Raw genomic sequence first — 19413 nt, forward strand, 5'->3', positions numbered from 1 at the left:
GCCGAGTGACAGTATCCCCCAATAACGCTTAAACCGCCCTCGCGCCTAACCAACGCTCATGCACAAGGACGAACTGCTGGAGCTGCACGAACAGATGGTTATCATCAAGGACCACTTCTCGGCCCGCGAGCACGTCGATTCGAGCCTGTTCGACCCCTACGACGAGCTCGCCGTCGAGCCCTCCCACGTCCACAAATCGAAAAGCGAGCACAAACACGCCGTGTTCGTGCTCGGAAACGCCCTCGCGACCGCGATGAGTGACGATGAGTTCTCCAGCGCGGGCCGCGTCGGCAAGCGCATGGAGGAACTGGCCGACGACGCCGAAGGGAAAATCTGAGCGGCCGTCCGCCGCAGCGCGCCCCGCGACCGACCGCCCGACGCTGAGCCGTCACCCGCCGTCGGATTCGTGTCGCCCGCTAGCACTTCTCAAGCAGTTCTCCGCGGGTTTCTTTATCACCCGTTCGCACGACACAGGTAGCTAATGCTAGAGATACCGGGCTGGATACCGTTCCAGCGGCTCGCCGCGCTCCTCGCGCTCCTCGCGGCCGCCGCCGCGCTCGCCGTCGTCGACAGGCCGACTCGCCTCTCGGTGGCCCTCCGGCGGCGCTTCCTGTTCGGCCTCCCGCTCGGAACGCTCGTCAGCGTCGGCGGCGTCCTCCTCGTCTATCTCGTCGTGCAGGACGGCTGGTCGTCGTGGTACCGGCCCGTCGTCATCCCGTTCCGGGCGTGGTCGTACTTCTACCCGGCCGGGATGCTGACCGCCGCATTCGCCCACTCCAGCGCCGGCCACCTCGTCGGCAACCTCGTCGGCACGCTCACGCTCGCGCCGGTCGCGGAGTACGCGTGGGGACACTACCCGACGCGCCGCGGGTCCACCTCGTTCGGGTCGGCCCGCGAGAACCCCTACGTCCGGTCGCTCGTCGTCTTCCCCGCGGCCGTCGTCGGCGTGGGGCTTCTGACCTCCGTCTTCGCGCTCGGCCCGGTCGTCGGCTTCTCCGGCGTCGTGTTCGCGTTCGCCGGCTTCGCGCTCGTCTTCCGGCCGCTGTCGACCATCTTGGCGTTCGTCTCCGGGCGCGTCGTCAGCCTGTTTTACAACGCGATGCTGTCGCCCGAAGTCGTCTCGTCGGCCCGCCCCATCTTCTCGACGCCGTGGTGGTCCCAAATCGCCATTCAGGGCCACGCCATCGGCTTCCTGTTCGGCGTCCTCCTCGGCGTGTGGCTGTCTCACCGCCGCGAGGGGTCGAACCCGCCCGCGCTCCGGAGCTTCGCCGGCGTCCTCCTGTTTTCCGTGAGCGAGTCGCTGTGGGCGGTGTACTGGTACCGCGGCGGCGAGACCTACGTGCTGTTTCGCGCCGTCGGCTTCGCGCTCGTCGTCGCGCTCGCGACCATCGTCGCGCTGACCGTCGCGGCCTCCGACAAGCCGCTCCGCGAGTACGCGCCCGACAACTCGGTATTTTCGGCCCGCCGCTGGCAGGTCGGCGTCGCCGTTCTCCTCGTCGTCGTCGCGGCCCTGTCGGGACCGGCGATGCTGTACAACACGTTCACCGCGAGCGGCGACGATCTGCCGGGCGAGAGCGTCTCGGTCAGGGACTACGACGTGACCTACGCCGAGGACGTGCCGAACGGCCTGACCGCCGTCTTTGACATCGAACTGTTCGGCGAGTCGACGACGACCAACACCTCCGGGGTCATCGTCAGAAGCGAGCGGCGCGGTATCTGGACGACGGCCGTCTCCACGAGTCGGCTGGCGTTCGACGGCGAGTCGGCGGTCAGGCTCGGCGGCCTCGGCTGGCGCGACCAGGTGACGGCGGTCCGCGACGGCTACGTCGTCTCGGGCGCGGGAACCGCCTACCGGGTGTTCCTCGTCGCCGACGGCGAAGCGCGACTAGCCTACGAAACCGGGCCGGTCCGGGCCGAACCGGTCGTCGCCCGGCGGAACATCTCGGTCGTGCCGACGGCGGCGGGCTACGACATACAGGTGTCGTCGGACAGTGGGACCGTCAGGGGACCGATGCCGACGAAGAATGCGAGCACGACGCTCGACGGCATTCGATTCGTCCGCGAGAAGTCGTTCGTCTTCGCCGAGTCGCGGGGGACGAAAGTCCGCATCGCGCGACAAGAGACGTACAATTAGGCTGGGTCGGGGGTCGACGCGCGCGCTGACGACGGCGCGGTCACGGCCACCTCACCACTCGATGCGGAACACTTCGGCGTCGAGCTGTCGGCGGTCCTCGTCGTGGAAGTCGAACTGGCGGTCGAGGTCGAACGTCGCCCGGAAGGCGTCGGTGAGGTCGCCGCCCGCGTCGGCGACGAACGACTCGACGAACTCCTTGCTCCCCTCGTTGTGGACCGAGTAGGACACGTCGGCGACCGACGCGACCGATTCGAGGAACGCGCGGTCGGCGTGTTCGTTGCCCCGCTGCGCGCCGAACGGCGGGTTCATGAGCACCGTGACCTGCCGGTCGTCGGGGAGACAAAGCGGCAGGCGGGTCGCGTCGGCGCGAATCCAGTCGATGGGGGCGCTCGCGCCGACGCGGCGAGCGTTATCGGTCGCGGTGTCGAGCGCCGCGTCGTCGAGTTCGACGCCGACGACGCGGGCGGGCGAGCGGAGCGCCGCGCCGAGTCCGAGCATGCCGGTTCCGGAGCCCAAATCGAGGACCGTCGCGCCCTCGATGTCGCCGCGGAGGTCCGCGAGGTGGACGAGGTGCGCGGCGAGGTCCGGCGGCGTCGGGTACTGTTCGAGCGAGACCTTCGGGTTCTCGAAGCCGGCGACCACCGCCAACTGCGCCTCCAGCGCGGCCTTGGTTGCCATCAGCCGTCGATGGAACCTCGAAGCTCAAAAGCGACACCCTCGCGCCGGGCGCGCTCGCCGAGCGCCGCGAGCGCGGACTCGGCGTCGTCGGGGCGACAGCACTCCGCGACGTCGACGGCGACGCGCCCGACGCCGAGGAACGCGGCGGCGCGGACGTACTCGCGGAGGCGGTCGGACTCCGACTGCACCGCGAGGGGGTCGTCCTCGCAGAAGCGGGCTTCGACGGTGAGTTCGGCGGGGAGGTACCCCTCCTCGGCGAGTTCGGTCTTCAGGTCGCGGAGGTGCGCGGGAGCGGTCGACTCCAGACCCGCGGCGTCGAGGACGACGGGGGTCAGGTCGGCGGGACGGCCGGCGACGAGTCCGGCTTCGACGGACGAGGATTCGAGCGTGCTCATGTTGCACACACATTTCCTTTGGTTATGTATATATCTTTGTAAATGCCTAGTAGTAATTTCTGTGCGTGAAATCCGCTGATGGCACGGGGGTTCGCCGCGCAAATATGACAGCCTAGAGAGTAATGTCCGTTGGTACCGTACTGCTCGTGGGGGCACACGCTCCACCCCCATTCCCCCTGACCCCGCGGGGCGGTTCCGCCCGGAGCCGGCGACTCTACTCGTACGTGTACGCGAGCACTTCGGTTCCGGCGGCGTCCCGAATCGTGACCGTGTCGCCGCCGTTGTTCCACACCGCGCCGCCGCGACCCCAGTAGACGTCTTCATCGGTGTCGGTTCCCGAGCCCGTGTGGAGCGTCAGCGACGCGCCGGGGTCGAGTGCGGTCCCCTCGGCGAACGTGTAGGTCGCGCCCGCCGCGTCGGAGACGGTCCACCCCGAGAGGTCGACGGGGTCGTCGCCGTCGTTCCGGAGCGTGACGTACTCCTCGTTCAGGTTGTCGTTGTCGTTGCCGGGCGCGTCGGCGACGACCGAGACGGAGAGGCCGTCGTCGGTGGTCGCGTCCGCACCGCCCGCGGCCGCGCCCTCGGTCGCGCAGGACCAGAGGCCGACCCCGCGCTCTCTGGCGTCGCGCTCGGCGCGCTCGTAGCGCTCGCGCTCCTCGAACGAACTCTCGTAGAACCGGGCGTGGCCCTCGGCGATGAGGTCGTAGTTGAACTCCGCGCCGTCGACGACGACGTACGCGAGGAGCCGGCCGTAGTAGCCGCGCTCGCCCGCCTTCTCGTCGTACCGGAGTTCGACGGTCCGGTCGGCGAGCCGGGACTTCGCGTAGGCGCTCGCGTCCTCGCCGGCCGCGCGGAGGCAGGTCCGCCCGGCCTCGGTCTCGGGGACGCCCTCGAACTCGTCGGGCGTGTTCTCGGCGTGGACCTCCGGCGTGTCGACGCCGAGGAGCCGAACTGTCTCGCGCGCGCCGTCCGGCATGACGACCTTGATGGTGTCGCCGTCGACCACCTCGACCACCTCGACTGTCACGTCGCCTTCGGCGGCCGCGGTCGTCGGCGACCCCGACTGCGCCGTCGGCGATGCCGTCTCTGTCGCGGTCGATTCGACCGTCGCCGCCGCCCCCGCGCCGCCTCCACCGAGACAGCCCGCGAGGACCGCGAGAACGACGACAACGAGTGTCGCGGTAGCACGTCTGACCATTCGATTCACCGTTAGTCAGGGAACTGTATAAGTAGCTGCGTCCGAATCCCCCGAATCCGAGCTCGTCGAATCGCCAGACAGCGGCCTTTATCATATTTCTGTTACAAAGGTTTAAATTCACGCTCCACCAGAAACCTTTTAATGGAACGTCCGAGCCGGCAGCGTCAGCGAGAGGAGGAGGCAACGGCACAAGAGGACGAGCAAGTCAACTGTCCGGAGTGTGGCTCTGACCAGATCGTCACGGACGCAGACCAGGGGGAGCTGGTGTGTGACGACTGCGGACTCGTCCTCGACGAGCGACAGATCGACCGCGGCCCGGAGTGGCGGGCGTTCAACCACTCCGAGCGGCAGTCGAAGTCGCGCGTCGGTGCGCCTATCACGGAGACGATGCACGACCGGGGGCTGACGACGACCATCGACTGGAAGGACAAGGACGCCTACGGTCGCTCGCTTTCGTCCGAGAAACGCTCGCAGATGCACCGCCTGCGCAAGTGGCAAGAGCGCATCCGGACCAAGGACGCCGGCGAGCGCAACCTCCAGTTCGCCCTCAGCGAAATCGACCGCATGGCCTCGGCGCTCGGCGTCCCGCGGTCGGTCCGCGAGGTCGCTTCGGTCATCTACCGCCGCNGCCCTCAGCGAAATCGACCGCATGGCCTCGGCGCTCGGCGTCCCGCGGTCGGTCCGCGAGGTCGCTTCGGTCATCTACCGCCGCGCGCTCAACGAGGACCTGATTCGCGGGCGCTCCATCGAGGGCGTCGCCACCTCGGCGCTCTACGCCGCCTGCCGTCAGGAAGGTATCCCGCGCTCGCTCGACGAGGTCGCGGAAGTGTCGCGCGTCCCGCAGAAAGAAATCGGTCGCACGTATCGCTACATCTCGCAGGAACTCGGCCTCGAACTCAAGCCCGTCGACCCCAAGCAGTTCGTCCCGCGGTTCGCCTCCGCGCTCGACCTCTCCGAGGAGGTACAGGCGAAGGCGACCGAGATCATCGACGTATCCGCCGAGCAGGGCCTGCTGTCGGGCAAGTCGCCGACCGGCTTCGCCGCCGCCGCAATCTACGCCGCCTCGCTTCTCTGCAACGAGAAGAAGACCCAGCGCGAAGTCGCCGACGTCGCGCAGGTGACGGAAGTCACCATCCGGAACCGCTACCAAGAACAGATCGAAGCGATGGGCTTCCGCTGAGCGTCGGCCCGCCGCCCCGGCTCACCATCACCGACTGACGACGTCGACGACACTCAGTTTTTCACGAACACCACGACCGGCCGTCCCCAGAGGCCGGTGTCGTACTGGTGTGCGACGTAGCCGTCGAGGAGCGGCGCGACCGTCCCGCGCTCGTCGGCGGGCGCGATGACCACCGGCGGAATCGACGACCGGGCTTCGAGCGCCTCGGGCGTCGCCGCCGACGTCGAGTCGGCGCCGATTCGCTCGACGTACCACGCCATCGGGAGCTGTTCGCCCCACGAGTCGGGGACCGGCGGATAGTCGGCCGCGCCGTCGGCGACGTACATCGAACTCCCGTAGTAGAGCACGTCAGGCCCCTCGTCGTCGGTCGGGCCGACCCACGCCGAAAGGTTGTCACGGAACGACGAGAACTCGCTGGACGGCTGTGCGAAGTGCGCGAGTTCGGTGTCGCGGTCGCTCGGGCCGTACACCTCGGTCGTCGCCACCGCGCCGGTCTGGGCGACGAGCGCGAGTAGGACGATGACCGCGGCCGCGACGCGGGGCACGTCCCGCGAGTCGAACGCGCTGCGACCCCAGCGGACGAGCGCCGCGAGGCCGATACCCGCCGGGAGCGCGAGCGGGACGACGACGTAGACGCCGAGCCACGGCGCGGACACCTCGGTCAGCATGGGGACGAACACCAGCGACGCGCCGGCCCAGTAGACCGCCGCCGACACCTCCGACCGCGGCCCGCCGGCCGTGTAGCGGTCGACGAGGAAGACCGCCGCACCGAGGAGGACGACCGGGAGCGCCGCGAGCGCGAGCGCGCCGAGGAGGTCGCCGAAGTACGGGAGATACTCGTGGGTCCCCTCCGGGTAGCGGTCGACGACGCGGACGCCGACGAAGCGGCGAACCGAGTCGAACAGCGCCGCGTCGATTGCGCCGAGAATCGTCCCCGGCGCGTAGAGGCCCGCGCCGTCGGTGTCGCCCGCGCGCGGGGCGAACGCGAAGACGTGGAGCGCGACGAAGACGAGGAGCGCGCGGGCCGCGGGGGTCGCCGCGCCGCGGAGTCGGGCGGCGTACTCGCCGAGGCGCATCGCGGCCGGGCGCGCCGACGAGAGGAGCGCCGCGTGGTCGAACACCAAGAGCCCGGCGACGGCGAGACAGCCGAGCGCGACGAGACCGAGCCCCGACGAGGCGACGGCGAGCGCGACGGCCGCGGCGAGTCCGTAGGCGTTTCGCCGCCCCGCGCCGTCGACGAGACGGACCGCGAAGCCGAAGGCGACGAGCGCGAAGCCGACCGCGAGCACGTCGCCGCGGGCGAACCGGCCGTAGTAGACGAGAAGCGGGTTCGCCGCGAGGACGGCCGCGAACCCGAGTGTCTCGTCGTCGGCGAGGCGGCCGCGGAAGAGGAGCGCGGCGAGCGGGAGGGCCGCGCCGAAGAGCGCAAAGGGGAGGCGGAGCGCGAAGTCGGTCGCGCCGAACAGCGCGAGCGACGGCCGCGAGAGGTGGTAGACGAGCGGCCCGCCGGCGACGGGGCGGTACGAGAAGAAGCCGGTTTCGAGCGACCGGAGGCTCCAGTAGCCGACGCGGGCCTCGTCCCAGTGGAGCGGCCGGTCGCCGAGTCCGACGAGGCGGACGACGAGCGCCGCGGCGGCGAGCGCGACGACGGCGAGCGTCGTTCGGTCGGGTCGCCGCCCGACGCGGGAGGGAATCATGGGATGACGTGGCGCGCCGGACGGCAGAAAGGTTACGACTTGGAAGGCCGGCGGCCCGCCCCTTCGAAAGCGTCATCCCCGCCGACCGGTAGCACTCGGATATGTCGCTCATCGAGTCGCTACCCGCTCGCCCCCTCGAACCGCAGGAGCTGACGTCTTTGAACCGCGCCGACGCGTTCGAACTCGTCGTCGCCGTCGAGGACGACAGCCCCGCCCGAAGCCTGCTTTTCGCCACCGAGGCGTGGGTCAAGGCCGCCGCCTACGAGGACGACGCCGGCTGGTCGGTCGTCGAGACGGTCGAACTCGACGAGGAGACCGAGCGAATCGACGGACTGCAGGCGTGCGAGGAGGCCATTCTGTCGTTCCGAGACGACGGGAACGAGGAGTAGTATTAACCGCGTTCCGAACTAAGTATAATTTGTCATGTACCGCGAAATCCTCGTCCCGACCGACGGAAGCAGGGCCGCCGAACGCGCCATCGACCATGCGCTCGACCTCGCGAAGACCTACGACGCGCGGATTCACGCGCTGTACGTCGTCGACACCAGCATCTACACCTCGCTCGACGCCGGCGCGGACGTGGTCATCGACGCCCTCGAACGGGAGGGCGACGCCGCGACCCGACACGTCCGCGAGGCCGGTGAGGAGGCCGGTATCGACGTGCAGGCCGAGGTCGTCACCGGGACCGCCTACCGCTCCATCCGGGAGTACATCGACGACCACGACATCGACCTCGTCGTCATGGGTACCCACGGGCGCACGGGGCTGAGTCACTACCTCCTCGGGAGCGTCACCGAACGCGTCGTCCGCACTTCGCCGGTCCCGGTGCTCACCATCCGGTTGGACGACGAAGACGAGGATGACGCTGCGGACGAAGAGACGGACGCCGAGGCCGAGGCCGAGGAGTAACTCGACCACGTCGGAGTCCGAACTCGGGCGCGGGCACGGGTCGCACGTTCCCGCCTTGCTCGGCAGCCTGCTTCGACCGCGCGGTCGGCGACGAGGTCGCCGCGACTTTGATAAACAGTTTTGGTGCGGTCGCTCATACGCCGCGGTATGACCGAGTACACCGTCGAGTTCGTCGGCACGGGCGAAACCATCACCGTCTCCGACAAGCAGACCATCCTCAAGGCCTGCATCGAGGAAGGAATCGCACAGGAGTACTCCTGCCGCGTCGGGATGTGCCTCGCCTGCTCCGCCGAGATTCTCGAAGGCGACGTCACCCAGCCCGCCGCCCGCGGGCTGACCGACGAGGAGGCAGAGCGGTTCGCCCTCACCTGCATGGCCCGCCCGCAGAGCGACCTCAAACTCGACCGCGGCGTCTACCCGCCGAGCATCGAAGGCGACGCCGCGGCCGCCGGCACCGCCGCGGACGACGACTGACGACGGGTACTCTCCGGGGCCGGCGCGCCGGCCCGCGTTTTTCCGTTTCGAACCGAGTCGCCGAGCTGACGCGCCGGACCGACGCGTCGGACCGACGCACTCGCTCGGCCCGCGGACCGCGCCTCACGCCTCGCTCGTCGCCGCGCAGTTGTTCGGCCCCAACTCGACTTCGAACGCCTCCTCGTCCGATAGCGAGTCCCGACCGAGGTTCGTCTCGATGATTCGCTCGTAGTTTGCCGGCCGCGGCGGCATGTCCGAACAGACGAACGAGACGAACGTCGCCTCGTCCATCGAGAGCGCCCCGAGTCGGTCCCGGAGCGTCCCGATTTCCGCGACGTACGCGCCGTTTTCGTCCGGGACCGTCCGCGGGCCGTAGTGGGCGGGCGCGACCAGCGTGTCGTCCGCGAACTCGCCGTACCGCTCCGTGAGCGTCGCGTGGAGCCGCCTCGCGGCGGCGGGCGCGCCCTCGTCGCCGTCTTCGAGGTCCGGGCGCGCGACGCTCTCTAGGAAGAGGCTGTCGCCCGCAAAGAGCAGGTCGCCGAGTCGGAACGCCGTCATCTCGGTCGTGTGTCCCGGCGCGTGGACCGCGACGAGTTCCGCGTCACCGACGCTGATGGTCTCGCCGTCCGCGACGAGTCGCGCGTCGAAGTCGAGGCCGCGGTCTGTCGCGCCCACCGGGAGGACGACGGTCGCTCCGGTGCGCTCGGCGACGGCGCTGACGCCGCTGACGTGGTCGGCGTGGACGTGGGTGTCGACGGCGGCGACGACCTCAGCGCCGCACTCGCGTGCGTCTTCGACGTACCGCCCTGCGAACGCCCGAAGCGGGTCGATGACGACGGCCTCGTCGCCGGCGACGACGAGATAGGCGAGACAGCCGCTGGAGGGGCGGTCGTACTGGAGAACCGTCGCGTCCGCGGTTCCGACGGGGAGTTCGCGGGCGCGGTAGACGCGCGCCCAGCCGTCCATTCCCGTTTCGAGATTCTCCGCGGGGACGCCGGCCTCGGAGAGCACGTCGGCGACGTGCGCGCTCGACCGGCCCTCCGCGCAGACGACGACCACGGGCGAGGGAGCGTCCTCGAACGCCGCCGCGAGCTCGGAGACCGTCCCGCGAATCTCGGCCTGCGTGAAGCGAATCGCCGGAATCTGCGTCGCGGTCACGGCCGCGCCGTCGACGCGCCACGCCTCGAACTCGTCGCGGTCGCGCACGTCGAGAATCGCCGTCGGGTCGCCGCGGGCGAGTCGGGTCGCGAGTTCCTCGGGAGTCATACGCACACGGTACGCGCGCCGGCCGCAAGAACGCTACGCGGACCGAAGAGAGAACAGTGACGCGCTACTCCGACGTTCCGCCGTCGTTGCTCAGGCGTCTCGATGGCGGTTCGTCGAAGCCGGATTCGTCGCGGACGCCGGCCGGCGGGCCGTCGACACCACCGGTTGTCGGAGTGTCGGAGTTCGGTTCGAGGGGCGTTCCCGCCCCGCCAGCGCCGCCCGTTTCGCCGCCGCCGAGTCGCGCGGCCGCGTCGCGAATCGAGAGCACCTGTTCGGTCTGCGAGCGGTTGGCGTCGGCGATTTCGCCGATTTGGTCCGACACCGCGGTCGCGCGCTCCGTCGCGTCGTCGACCATGCCGGCGATTTGCTCGGCGCTCTCGGCCTGGTCGTCGGTCGCCGAGGCGACCTCGCCGACGCCGACGGTCGCCTGCTCGACCGCCGCCGAGATGTCCGAGAGACTGCGCATCACGTCCTCGCCGCGGTCGATGCCGTCGTAGAGTCGGCCGGTCGTCTGCGAGAGGCTCTCGATGGTCTCCCGCGCCTCGGACTGGATGTTGCCCACCGTGCCCTCGACCTCGGCGGCCCGGGCCTGCGACTCCTCCGCGAGGTTCTTGACCTCGCTGGCGACGACGGCGAACCCCTCGCCCGCGTCGCCGGCGCGGGCGGCCTCGATGGAGGCGTTGAGTGCGAGCAGGTTCGTCTGCTCCGCGATGTCGTTGATGGCGTCGAGCACCTCGTCTATCTCCGCGATTTGGTCGTGGAGTTGCTGGACGTCCTCGGAGGCCGTCTCGGCGGCCTCGCTCACGTCGCGCATCACGTCGATGGCCTCGTCGGCCGCGTCCTCGCCCTCGGCGGCGCGCGTGGCGGCGTCGGCGCTGGTCCGCTCGACCTCCTCCGCGGTCGCCGCAATCTCCTCGACGGTCGCGCTCATGTCCGACACCTCGGCGGCGACCGTCGCCATGTCGTCGGCCTGCGCCCGCGCCGTGGTCTCGATATCGTCGGTCCGCTCCGTGACCTCCTCGGAGGTCCGCAGGAGCGACTCGACCGGCTCGCTCACGTCGGCTTCGACCTCGTTTGCGAGGGCGCGTCGGCGCTCGGCCGCCTCCCGCGCTGCCTGACTATACGAGTGGATGTACGTCTCCATCGCCACCTGCTGGTCGAGAGACAGGAGCTTCAGCACGGGGAGGATGCGCGCGACGACCTCGTCGACGGCGTCTTCGACCCGGTCGTCGCCGCCGCGGAGCCCACCTGAGACGCCGGCCGCGCCGCCGAAGAGCCCGGAAAGCAGACCGCCACCGTCCTCAGCGTCGCCCGCACCGTCGCCGTCTGCGCCGAACGCGTCGCCGACCGTCCGCCCGCCGCCGGTGAACTCGGCTTTCACCTCGTCCGCGACGGCACCGAGAATGCCCTCGTAGTAGACCGAGTACGCGCCGAGGTAGAACTTCGGCCCGAGGTCTATCATGTCGTGTAACTTCCCGATTCGCGCCCGCTTCGCGAAGTAGTCCTCGCCGTACTCCCCGCGGCCGAGTTCGCGGAGGTACGTCGCCTGGTCGGCCTGCAGCATCTCCGTGTTCTTCGTCGAGCGACCGAAGAACGTCGTCGCCGCCGCGTGCTCGCCGAGGTGGTCGTAGAACTCCGCGGCGAACTCGTCCGCGAACTCGTCGAAGAGCGGTTGGAGGTCGCTCAATCGTCGCTCGTCCGCCGCCGAGAGGCGGACGAACGACTTCCGGCGGTCGATTTCCGCCGCATCGATGTCCAGTTCTGAGAGTAGCGCATCCCCGTCGACACGCGCTCGCGCGTTGGCGTCGACTGGTGCCGAGGAGTTCGTCATACCCGTTCCCAATAGGTTCCAGTATTTCAAGTCTCACCGCGGAGTATCACGAATGATACCGGTGCTGATTGCCGTGAGAGCCCCGCATTCGTGGACCGGTCCGAATGTTCAGGTGACTGGCGGACCGATGGGCGGTATGGACGCCGATTCGTTCCGCGAGTCAGTCGAGGCGGCGAAACGGACGCAACTCGACCGACTCGGCTCGTCGAAGCTCCTGTTGGCGCTGACCGATGCGGACCTCTCCGAACCGGCGGTGCTCCGCGCCGCCGCGTACTCCGAGCACGCGGCCCGCGGGACGTTCAAGGCGTGGGCCGACGACGAGCCCGACGACGACGCGAGAGCCGCCTTCGAGGCCACCGCGGCCCAAGAAGCCGAGCACCTCGACCGCGTCCTCGACGCGCTCGACGAGGAGGTCGATCTCCCGGAGGAACCGGGCGTAATGCACGCGTACCTCCGCGGGCGCGAAGACACGGTCGAGCGGGCCGCCGCCGGGATGGTCGGTCGCGGCCTCGTCTCGGTTCGGACCCACACGCAGGTCATCGGCTTCTTCGTCAACGAGGCCGACGAGCCCCGCGCCGACCTCTTCCGCGAGCTGAAAGCCGAGACCGAAGAGACGCTTGCGACCGGGCTGGACCTCCTCGCCGACCGCTGTGAGACCGACGACGACTGGGAGCGCGCCCGGATGGTCGCCGAGTACGTCGTCCAGCTGGCGTACGACGACTACGCCGACGGCCTCGCCGAACTCGGCGTCGACCCGAAGCCGCTCTGCTGAGTCGGCTCGGCGCTTCGGAACCCGGACTGCACCACCTCGCCTCACCGACCCAACCTATTCGTGTCCCGGAGTGGTAGCCGGAGGTATGACTTCCGAGGTCCGCGGACGCGTCGAGGCGCTGTACACCGCGCCGTCGAAGGGCGAACCGATGGTCTCCCACGAGACCGTCGCGGTCGCCGAGGCCGGTATCGAGAGCGACCGCTACTTCGACGGCGACGGCTTCTACTCGGCGACCGACGGCTGTCAGGTGACGCTCGTCGACGCCGCGGTGCTGGACGACGCGAAGCGCGAGTACGACCTCGACCTCTCGGCCGGCGAGCACCGCCGGAACGTCGTCGTCCGCGGCGTCGACCTCGACGCTCTGCTCGACGCGACGTTCGAACTCGGCGGGGCCGAACTCCGCGGAACGAAGCGCAGACCGCCCTGCGCGCACCTCGCGGACCTCGTCGGCGACGACGTAGGCGACGCCCTCCGCGAGTCCCGCGGCGGCATCTGCGCGGACGTGCTTTCGCCCGGCCGGGTCGCCGTCGGCGACGACCTCCGCGTGACCGAGGCGAACCCGCGCGAACTGGGTCGGCAGATAGCCCAACGACTCGGCGGCGAGGCCGTCGCGGCCGACGAAGGCGGGACGAGTGCCGAGGAACCGCACGGGGACGGCCACGTATGACCGGCGACGACGATGCTGACGACGCGACCGCCGGAACCCCGGTCGAACGCGCGAAGGCTGCTCTCGCGGCGCTCAGCGCCGACGGCGACGCCTCCGATTCGACTTCGCCCCCGGAGCCGACCGAGCCTGCGAACCCAGTCGTCGCCGTCGCCCCCGGTCGCGTGAACCTCGTCGGCGGCCACACCGACTACAACGACGGCCTCTGCCTCCCGATGGCCGTCGACCGCCACGTCGCGGTCGCGGCCCGTCCACGAGACGACGACCGGCTCCGCGTCCGCGCCGCCGACTTCGACGAGACGGCCGAACTCGCCCCCAACGACGACCCCGATGGGTGGGTCGCCTACGTCGCCGCGGTCGCTCGCGTCCTCCGCGAGGACGGCCCCGTCGGCGGCGCGGGCCTCGCCATCGCCTCCGACGTGCCCACGGGCGCGGGCCTCTCCTCGTCGGCCGCGCTCGAACTCGCAGTCGGCCGCGTGCTTCTCGCAGTCTCCGGGCGCGACCTCCCGACCGCCGACCTCGCGCTGGCGTGCTGGCGGGCCGAGCGCGAGGGCGTCGGCGTCGAGTGCGGCATCCTCGACCAGTTCTCCGCGGCGCTGTGCGAAGCCGACTCGGCGCTCTTTCTCGACTGCCGAACCCGCGAGTTCGAGTCGGTGCCGGTCGGCGACGACGTCGGCGTCCTCGTCATCGACACCGGCGTCTCCCACGAACTGACCGAGTCGGGCTACAACGACCGCGTCCGCGAGTGCGCAGCGGCGCTCGACCGCCTCCGGGAGTGCGCCGACCGCGACCTCGACTCCCTCCGGGACGTGGACCGCGACCTCCTCGACGCCCACGCCGACGCGCTGGATCCGGTACACCGCCGCCGGGTTCGACACGTCGTGACGGAAAACGAGCGCGTCCGCCGCGCCCGCGACGCGCTCGCCGCCGGCGACCTCGACCGCGTCGGCGACGCGATGCTCGCGGCCCACGAGAGCCTGCGTGACGACTACGAAGTGAGCTGTCCGGAGCTCGACGCGGCGGTCGAACTCGCCGCCGAAACGCCGGGCGTCTACGGCGCGCGGATGACCGGCGGCGGCTTCGGCGGGAGCGCGGTCGCGCTGGTCGACGCCGACGCGCTCGACCGGGCGGCGCGCACGATTCGAGACGCGGTCCCCGAGCGCGTCGGCCCCGACGCCAACGTGTTCGCCTGTCGCCCCTCCGGTGGCGTTCGGCTGGTCGACGAGGAGTGAGGAGACGAGCCGACGGCTCCGCGTTGAGCCTCGGAAAAAATCGAACGCGGGTCCGCGAGTTCGACTTCGGTTACGCCTCGTCGAACGAGGCGAATCGGAGATTCGCCGGCTCGCCGAAGCTTACGCTTCGTCGAACATAACAGACGCTACGCGTCTGTTGGCTCGACGAGTCGTTTCACTCCTCGTCAAACAGCGCAGCACGGTGTGCTGCTGGCTCGACGAGTCGTTTCACTCCTCGTCAAACAGCGCAGCACGGTGTGCTGCTGGCTCGACGAGTCGTTTCACTCCTCGTCGAACAGCGTCTCGCCGTCGACCATGTGTTCTTCGACGGTGTCCATGTCCAGCGTCACGCCGAGGCCCGGCTTCTCCGGAATCTCGATGTAGCCGTCCTCGATGACCGTCTCCTCGACGAGGTCGCCCCACCAGCCCAGCTCGTAGGAGTGGTACTCGACCGCCAGCGAGTTCGGAATCGCCGTGCCGACGTGCGCGGAGGCCATCGTCGCCACCGGCGACGAGACGTTGTGCATCGCGACCGGCACGTAGTACTGGTTCGCCACGTCCGCGATTTTCTGCGTCTCGCGCATCCCGCCGACCTTCGGCATGTCGGGCGCGACGATGTCCACGGCCTGCTTCTCGATGAGCCGACGAAGCTCCGTCACGCGGTAGCGGTTCTCGCCGACCGTGATGGGCGTGAGCGTGGACTTCGTGACCTCCTCCTGCACGTCGAGGTTCTCCGGCGGCACGGGGTCTTCGAGCCACCACACGTCGTAGTCTTCGAGCGCGGCGGCGAGGCGCTTGGCGCTGCCGCCCGAGAACGTCCAGTGGCAGTCGAACGCCACGTCGGCCTTGTCCTTGACGCGCTCTGTCACCTTCTCGACGATTTCGGCCTTGTGCCGAATCTCGCCGGGGCGCAGGTGGCGGTTCGCGCGGTCCTTCTCGAAGCCCGACGGCACGTCGAGGTCGAACTTCAGTGCGTCGTAGCCGAGTTCGTCGACCACGCGCTCCGCCTCGTCGGCGCACGCTTCGGGGTCGGCCTCCTCTTCGGTGTGGCAGTCGCAGTAGACGCGGACCTTGTCGCGGTATTTCCCGCCGAGAAGCTGGTACGCGGGGATGTCGAGAATCTTGCCCGCGAGGTCGTGGAGCGCGATTTCGATGCCTGCGATGGCAGTGACCGTGACGCCCTCGACGGAGCCCTCACCGGACATCTTCTGGACGAGGTGCTCGTAGAGGCGGTCGATGTCGAGGGGGTTCTCGCCGATGACGAACGGCTTCATGCGCTCGATGAGTTCGGGTACGCCCGCGCCCCAGTAGGCCTCGCCGGTGCCGACGACGCCCGCGTCGGTGTAGATGCGGACGAGCGTCCACGGGAAGTTCCCGTCGACCATCGTCGTCTGCACGTCGGTGATTTCGACGTCGCGGCCGCCGCCGCGCTTGGCCGTCACGCCCATCGTCTCCGCCGACAGCTCTCGCATCGTGTACTCCGCGTTCGGATCGTGTAACTCCGCGTAGTTCTTACCCATGTGGAGAGGTTTACTCGTAGATTAGTAAAGTTTTCCGACCGAGACAGCCGTCGCTCGGTGACCCGCGGGGACGGAGTTAGACCGGCGCACGTCGGTCGAGCGTGTCGCGGAACGTCTCTCGGACGAGCGCGTCGAGGTCGGCGGGGAGGCCGAGTCGCCGGAGGTCGGTGTCGGGGTCAATCGCCGGATCGAGGTCGACGCCGCGGCGGCGGAGCGCGAGCAGTCGCCAGAGATACGCGAGCCTGAGCAGGCGCATCGCGCCCGGCACGTCGGCGGCGCTCCGGACGCGGTAGGTCACCCACGCCGAGTCGGGGAGCACGTGGTGGGGGTCCGCGAGGCCGTCGGTGAGGAGCACGTCGCGGGCGCGTTTCGTGAGCGCGAGGTCGACGACGCCCGCGTCGTGGACGTGGCCGATCTCCCGGCCGGCGACGAGGAACTCCGTTCCCCCGAAGCGGTGCGGCGCGGTCTCGACGCCGGGCCACCGCGAGACCCGTGAGACGATTCTGTCGATGGAGGTAGTCATTCGGTGAATGTACGCGTTCCGAGGAGATAACTGCGAAGTCGGACCGGCGGGGAGTGTCGGCCCAGACACCGTCCGTCAAACACTCCGTAGTCGGGCGATAACCACAGGATTTCCAGATATTCAGTTCACAGAGAGAGTCAATCGAAAATAGACACTCAGACCAGCGCGGTATTCGCGGATTAACACGGGTTAGGAACGCGAATTTTCGCGTCCCGCGACGACTTCGCGTCGGGGCCTCGTCGCGGGGCGCGCTCTCAGACCGACGGAATCCCGAACTACTGCGGTGTCCGGGGTAGACGATTCGTAACGAAAGCCTCGGGACGCAAATAACGGGACGAACCATGTCTCTGACTGCCACCGATGTACCGACACAGGGTCCCGACTTCGACTCCCGGGAGGCCGCGCGATGAACCTCGGCCAACTCGGCGTCGGTGCCGTCGTCCTCGTCATCGTCGTGTTCGCCCTCCTCTCCGGCGGCGTGAATACGCCCGAGACGCCCGCTCCCGCCGACGACGCCGACAGAAGTATCGGCGCCGACGTGACCGACCCCGCCGGCGACGCGCCGGACGAGGACATCGAAATCCAAGAAGAGCCCGTCGTCGGCGACGACTCGGGTGACGCCGACGATACCGACGGCGGCTCGTCCGCGGACGACTCCGAGAACGCGACCGGCGCGTTCGAGACGGTCGAAACCGACGCTGCCGACGACGACACCGACTCGACGACGAAGAAGTCCTCGAAGAAACGCAGCAGTTCGAGATCGAACGATAACAGCGACGACTCGAACGACGGCTCGAGTGACGACAGTTCGAACGACGACTCGAGTGACGACAGTTCGAACGGTGACAACACCGACGACAGTTCGTCCGCCGACAGTTCGAACGATGACAACACCGACGACAACTCGAACGACGACGGTTCGAACACCGACGACAGCGGCTCGTCTTCGGACGATTCGACCGACGACGACTCGGGTGACGACATCGGAATGTGCACGGTGTGAGCTGAGACACCGTGCGGCGCCCCACCCTCAGTCGACCAAGAGATTGAGCGCGTAGGCCGTCCGGAGCACCGAGGCGGCGTCGCCGCGGGGAAACACCAGTTCGTCGGTCTCGCGAACGTGTTCGAGCACACCCGGAGAAGAGTGCTCGGGGGCGGCCGCGAGCCCGCACTCGTTTTCGGCGGCCCAACTCATCACGTCGAGGTCGGACTTCGAATCTCCCATCACGAGGACGAACGGGTCGTCCACTCCGAGCACGTCGAGCGCGGCGCGGACGCCCGCCGCCTTGTTCAGGTCGACCGCGGAGAGTTCCGCGGCGTCGGCGTGGTAGTACGCGACCGTCACGCGCTCCAGCGTCCGCCTCACGTCATCGGGAATCTCCGCCGCCTCCGAGGTGGGAAGCGCGTCGCGGTCGTCGAGCACGCCCGCTATCTCAGGGTCGCGCTCCGCGAAGTACGCCCGCGCCCAGTCGGGGCCGGCGGGGTCGTCGGTGAGCGCCTCGCCGAGGAGGTCCAGCAGATAGACGAGCGCGCCGTCGATGACTTCCTCGGCGTCGTCGCTGCCGGTCTCGAAGTTCGGCTTGAGCGTGACGTTGAACTCGTTGCCCTGCAGGTGAACGCCACCGCGGAGCGCGTCGGGGAGGTCGCTGATGACGCGCCCGCGAACCGACTCGAAGACCGACTGCACCGGGTCGTCGAGCGTCTCGTAGAGAAGGCGCTTCGTATCCGAGCCGTGGCCGGGCGTGAAGACGCCGGTGCCCGCCTCGTAGACGATGCTCACGTTCCCCGAGTGGACGAGTTCGTTGCCCAATCCCTGAATGGCGAAGCCCTTGACGTTCTCCAAGGTCTGGCCGGTGCAGATGACGATGGGGACGCCCTCCTCGTGGAACTGGGTGAGGAGGTGCAGCACCTCGCGCGGAATCTCGTTGTCGGTCTGTCCCGCAGAGCGCAGCGTCTCGTCCACGTCGAGGACGAGCGCGTTCACGGCCCGGCCGTACTTCGTGTAAAGGTCGAGGGCGGTGAAGGCCTGGTCCCGCGTCGCGCGCGCGGCGAGTTCGGCGTAGCGGTCGCCGTCGGAGAGCGCCCGGCGGATGCGGTCTTTCTTCGCCGTGAGTTCGTCGTCGACCGCCTGCCAGTGCGACAGCGCCACCGGCGAGCCGAGCGGCGGCAAGAGGTCGACGAAGTCCTGTGCGTCCCGGACCGCGTCCGCGTCGAAGTTCCCGTACAGTCTGTACAGGAGGTCGTACCGCTCCATGATTCGGGGTCGTCACCCAACCGCATTAAACCCGCGTGGGAGGCAATCCGTCCCGGCGTCTCGTCGGCTGACTGGGACGCGGTCGCCTCCGCGGTCGGTCGCCTCCGGAGCCGGTCGGCCCCGCAACTCTGATACCGACCGGCCGACGACGTGTGCACATGGCACATTGGACCGACAGCATCGTCGGCGACCGGATGACGGTGGACCGCGAGTTCAACGAGCAGGTGATGAACTCCCGGTTCAACAGTCAGGAGTGGGGTCTCATCATGACGGCGACGGAGTTCGAAATCGAGAACGCGGACGACCCCGAGGAGGCGCGCATCGTCGCCGACACGGAGAAAGTCCCGCAGATTATCCCCGAACTCGACAACATCCGCAGCCAGATGGGCGCGATGGGCGGCGGCGGCGGAGGCGACTCGTCGTCCGGCGGCGGCATCGTCGACTCCATCAAGGGCGCGCTCGGCATGGGCGGCGGCGGCAAGAAGGGCGAACAGGAGAAACTCGAGGACGCGGAACGACTCACACAAGAGTACGCGGACGCGCTCCAAGACCACCTCGAAAAGAAGGGCAAGTGGAATCAGGTCCGCGTCAGCTACCTCGAATAGCGGGCCGGGCGACCGGCCGCGACGGGAGCGCTCACCCGGTCCCGGTGTCGACATTCCGTTCGAGGGCCACAATTCGTAACA

19 protein-coding genes and 1 pseudogene are annotated in these 19413 nt (G+C 69.0%); 11 read left to right on the forward strand and 9 right to left on the reverse strand.

What is annotated here, in order from left to right; genetic code table 11:
- Positions 1-58 precede the first annotated feature (58 nt).
- Both C457_RS07455 and C457_RS07460 read left to right on the forward strand, forming a co-directional pair.
- Positions 59-337 carry a UPF0058 family protein gene (locus C457_RS07455; RefSeq protein ID WP_004969989.1) on the forward strand — a complete coding sequence of 93 codons (279 nt, stop codon included), beginning with the start codon at positions 59-61 and terminating at the stop codon, positions 335-337.
- A gap of 144 nt (positions 338-481) precedes the next feature.
- The gene (locus tag C457_RS07460) at positions 482-2134 is read left to right on the forward strand and encodes a rhomboid family intramembrane serine protease (RefSeq protein WP_008093329.1); all 1653 of its coding nucleotides are present in this window, start codon (positions 482-484) and stop codon (positions 2132-2134) included.
- Positions 2135-2185: 51 nt separating this feature from the next.
- On the opposite strand, the gene C457_RS07465 is transcribed toward C457_RS07460, so the two are convergent.
- The 3 genes from C457_RS07465 to C457_RS07475 all read right to left on the reverse strand — a co-directional run bounded on the left by C457_RS07465 (position 2186) and on the right by C457_RS07475 (position 4405).
- On the reverse strand, positions 2186-2812 hold the full coding sequence (locus C457_RS07465; protein WP_008093331.1) for an METTL5 family protein: 627 nt from the start codon (positions 2810-2812) through the stop codon (positions 2186-2188).
- Complete coding sequence (locus C457_RS07470) at positions 2812-3207, reverse strand: hypothetical protein (protein WP_008093333.1); 396 nt, start codon at positions 3205-3207, stop codon at positions 2812-2814. Before C457_RS07470 ends, C457_RS07465 begins: the two co-directional genes overlap by 1 nt.
- 214 nt (positions 3208-3421) lie before the next feature.
- Positions 3422-4405 (reverse strand): lamin tail domain-containing protein, encoded by a 984-nt coding sequence (locus C457_RS07475; RefSeq protein ID WP_008093335.1) that lies wholly within the window; start codon positions 4403-4405, stop codon positions 3422-3424.
- Positions 4406-4546: 141 nt separating this feature from the next.
- On the opposite strand from C457_RS07475, the pseudogene C457_RS07480 reads away from it, so the two are divergent.
- A pseudogene (locus C457_RS07480) lies at positions 4547-5585 on the forward strand (transcription initiation factor IIB).
- 53 nt (positions 5586-5638) lie between these two features.
- Here the strand turns inward: C457_RS07480 and C457_RS07485 are convergent.
- Positions 5639-7282 carry a flippase activity-associated protein Agl23 gene (locus C457_RS07485; protein WP_008093339.1) on the reverse strand — a complete coding sequence of 548 codons (1644 nt, stop codon included), beginning with the start codon at positions 7280-7282 and terminating at the stop codon, positions 5639-5641.
- A gap of 101 nt (positions 7283-7383) precedes the next feature.
- Here C457_RS07485 and C457_RS07490 point away from each other — a divergent pair, with 101 nt between their 5' ends.
- The 3 genes from C457_RS07490 (at position 7384) to C457_RS07500 (ending at position 8665) form a co-directional block, all read left to right on the forward strand.
- Positions 7384-7671 carry a hypothetical protein gene (locus C457_RS07490; protein WP_008093341.1) on the forward strand — a complete coding sequence of 96 codons (288 nt, stop codon included), beginning with the start codon at positions 7384-7386 and terminating at the stop codon, positions 7669-7671.
- A 34-nt stretch (positions 7672-7705) separates the two neighbouring features.
- Positions 7706-8191: a universal stress protein gene (locus C457_RS07495; RefSeq protein ID WP_008093343.1), complete on the forward strand. Its 486-nt coding sequence runs from the start codon at positions 7706-7708 to the stop codon at positions 8189-8191.
- 147 nt (positions 8192-8338) lie between these two features.
- The gene (locus C457_RS07500) at positions 8339-8665 is read left to right on the forward strand and encodes a 2Fe-2S iron-sulfur cluster-binding protein (protein ID WP_004969999.1); all 327 of its coding nucleotides are present in this window, start codon (positions 8339-8341) and stop codon (positions 8663-8665) included.
- A 123-nt stretch (positions 8666-8788) separates the two neighbouring features.
- On the opposite strand, the gene C457_RS07505 is transcribed toward C457_RS07500, so the two are convergent.
- Together C457_RS07505 and C457_RS07510 are read right to left on the reverse strand one after the other, a co-directional pair.
- The gene (locus tag C457_RS07505; protein WP_008093345.1) at positions 8789-9931 is read right to left on the reverse strand and encodes an MBL fold metallo-hydrolase; all 1143 of its coding nucleotides are present in this window, start codon (positions 9929-9931) and stop codon (positions 8789-8791) included.
- A 64-nt stretch (positions 9932-9995) separates the two neighbouring features.
- Entirely contained in the window at positions 9996-11762 is a 1767-nt protein-coding gene (locus C457_RS07510) for a globin-coupled sensor protein (protein WP_008093347.1), read from the reverse strand.
- Positions 11763-11898: 136 nt separating this feature from the next.
- On the opposite strand from C457_RS07510, the gene C457_RS07515 reads away from it, so the two are divergent.
- From C457_RS07515 to galK, 3 genes are all read left to right on the forward strand, one after another.
- The gene (locus C457_RS07515; protein ID WP_008093349.1) at positions 11899-12534 is read left to right on the forward strand and encodes a hypothetical protein; all 636 of its coding nucleotides are present in this window, start codon (positions 11899-11901) and stop codon (positions 12532-12534) included.
- A gap of 85 nt (positions 12535-12619) precedes the next feature.
- Positions 12620-13201, forward strand: a complete 582-nt coding sequence (locus tag C457_RS07520; RefSeq protein ID WP_008093351.1) for an MOSC domain-containing protein — start codon at positions 12620-12622, stop codon at positions 13199-13201.
- Positions 13198-14430 (forward strand): galactokinase, encoded by a 1233-nt coding sequence (gene galK, locus C457_RS07525; protein ID WP_008093353.1) that lies wholly within the window; start codon positions 13198-13200, stop codon positions 14428-14430. Before C457_RS07520 ends, galK begins: the two co-directional genes overlap by 4 nt.
- Positions 14431-14711: 281 nt before the next feature.
- Here galK and C457_RS07530 read toward each other — a convergent pair whose 3' ends face one another.
- Positions 14712-15950 (reverse strand): mandelate racemase/muconate lactonizing enzyme family protein, encoded by a 1239-nt coding sequence (locus tag C457_RS07530; RefSeq protein WP_008093354.1) that lies wholly within the window; start codon positions 15948-15950, stop codon positions 14712-14714.
- 76 nt (positions 15951-16026) lie between these two features.
- Positions 16027-16473, reverse strand: coding sequence for a luciferase domain-containing protein (locus tag C457_RS07535; protein WP_008093355.1), 447 nt, complete (start codon positions 16471-16473; stop codon positions 16027-16029).
- A 406-nt stretch (positions 16474-16879) separates the two neighbouring features.
- Here C457_RS07535 and C457_RS07540 point away from each other — a divergent pair, with 406 nt between their 5' ends.
- Complete coding sequence (locus tag C457_RS07540; RefSeq protein ID WP_008093356.1) at positions 16880-17476, forward strand: hypothetical protein; 597 nt, start codon at positions 16880-16882, stop codon at positions 17474-17476.
- 27 nt (positions 17477-17503) lie between these two features.
- On the opposite strand, the gene C457_RS07545 is transcribed toward C457_RS07540, so the two are convergent.
- Complete coding sequence (locus tag C457_RS07545) at positions 17504-18727, reverse strand: HAD family hydrolase (protein WP_008093357.1); 1224 nt, start codon at positions 18725-18727, stop codon at positions 17504-17506.
- Between the two features lie 158 nt (positions 18728-18885).
- Between C457_RS07545 and C457_RS07550 the strand changes: the two genes are divergently transcribed.
- Positions 18886-19332 carry a DUF5799 family protein gene (locus tag C457_RS07550; RefSeq protein ID WP_008093358.1) on the forward strand — a complete coding sequence of 149 codons (447 nt, stop codon included), beginning with the start codon at positions 18886-18888 and terminating at the stop codon, positions 19330-19332.
- Positions 19333-19413: the final 81 nt, after the last annotated feature.

This window comes from Haloferax prahovense DSM 18310 (assembly GCF_000336815.1).
GTDB lineage: Archaea > Halobacteriota > Halobacteria > Halobacteriales > Haloferacaceae > Haloferax > Haloferax prahovense.

What these genes read in the sequence shown, in the direction of transcription:
- C457_RS07455 (WP_004969989.1), top strand. Translation starts at nt 59, where the DNA reads ATGCACAAGGACGAACTGCTGGAGCTGCACGAACAGATGGTTATCATC.
- C457_RS07460 (WP_008093329.1), top strand. Translation starts at nt 482, where the DNA reads ATGCTAGAGATACCGGGCTGGATACCGTTCCAGCGGCTCGCCGCGCTC.
- C457_RS07465 (WP_008093331.1), bottom strand. Translation starts at nt 2,812, where the DNA reads ATGGCAACCAAGGCCGCGCTGGAGGCGCAGTTGGCGGTGGTCGCCGGC.
- C457_RS07470 (WP_008093333.1), bottom strand. Translation starts at nt 3,207, where the DNA reads ATGAGCACGCTCGAATCCTCGTCCGTCGAAGCCGGACTCGTCGCCGGC.
- C457_RS07475 (WP_008093335.1), bottom strand. Translation starts at nt 4,405, where the DNA reads ATGGTCAGACGTGCTACCGCGACACTCGTTGTCGTCGTTCTCGCGGTC.
- C457_RS07485 (WP_008093339.1), bottom strand. Translation starts at nt 7,282, where the DNA reads ATGATTCCCTCCCGCGTCGGGCGGCGACCCGACCGAACGACGCTCGCC.
- C457_RS07490 (WP_008093341.1), top strand. Translation starts at nt 7,384, where the DNA reads ATGTCGCTCATCGAGTCGCTACCCGCTCGCCCCCTCGAACCGCAGGAG.
- C457_RS07495 (WP_008093343.1), top strand. Translation starts at nt 7,706, where the DNA reads ATGTACCGCGAAATCCTCGTCCCGACCGACGGAAGCAGGGCCGCCGAA.
- C457_RS07500 (WP_004969999.1), top strand. Translation starts at nt 8,339, where the DNA reads ATGACCGAGTACACCGTCGAGTTCGTCGGCACGGGCGAAACCATCACC.
- C457_RS07505 (WP_008093345.1), bottom strand. Translation starts at nt 9,931, where the DNA reads ATGACTCCCGAGGAACTCGCGACCCGACTCGCCCGCGGCGACCCGACG.
- C457_RS07510 (WP_008093347.1), bottom strand. Translation starts at nt 11,762, where the DNA reads ATGACGAACTCCTCGGCACCAGTCGACGCCAACGCGCGAGCGCGTGTC.
- C457_RS07515 (WP_008093349.1), top strand. Translation starts at nt 11,899, where the DNA reads ATGGACGCCGATTCGTTCCGCGAGTCAGTCGAGGCGGCGAAACGGACG.
- C457_RS07520 (WP_008093351.1), top strand. Translation starts at nt 12,620, where the DNA reads ATGACTTCCGAGGTCCGCGGACGCGTCGAGGCGCTGTACACCGCGCCG.
- galK (WP_008093353.1), top strand. Translation starts at nt 13,198, where the DNA reads ATGACCGGCGACGACGATGCTGACGACGCGACCGCCGGAACCCCGGTC.
- C457_RS07530 (WP_008093354.1), bottom strand. Translation starts at nt 15,950, where the DNA reads ATGGGTAAGAACTACGCGGAGTTACACGATCCGAACGCGGAGTACACG.
- C457_RS07535 (WP_008093355.1), bottom strand. Translation starts at nt 16,473, where the DNA reads ATGACTACCTCCATCGACAGAATCGTCTCACGGGTCTCGCGGTGGCCC.
- C457_RS07540 (WP_008093356.1), top strand. Translation starts at nt 16,880, where the DNA reads ATGAACCTCGGCCAACTCGGCGTCGGTGCCGTCGTCCTCGTCATCGTC.
- C457_RS07545 (WP_008093357.1), bottom strand. Translation starts at nt 18,727, where the DNA reads ATGGAGCGGTACGACCTCCTGTACAGACTGTACGGGAACTTCGACGCG.
- C457_RS07550 (WP_008093358.1), top strand. Translation starts at nt 18,886, where the DNA reads ATGGCACATTGGACCGACAGCATCGTCGGCGACCGGATGACGGTGGAC.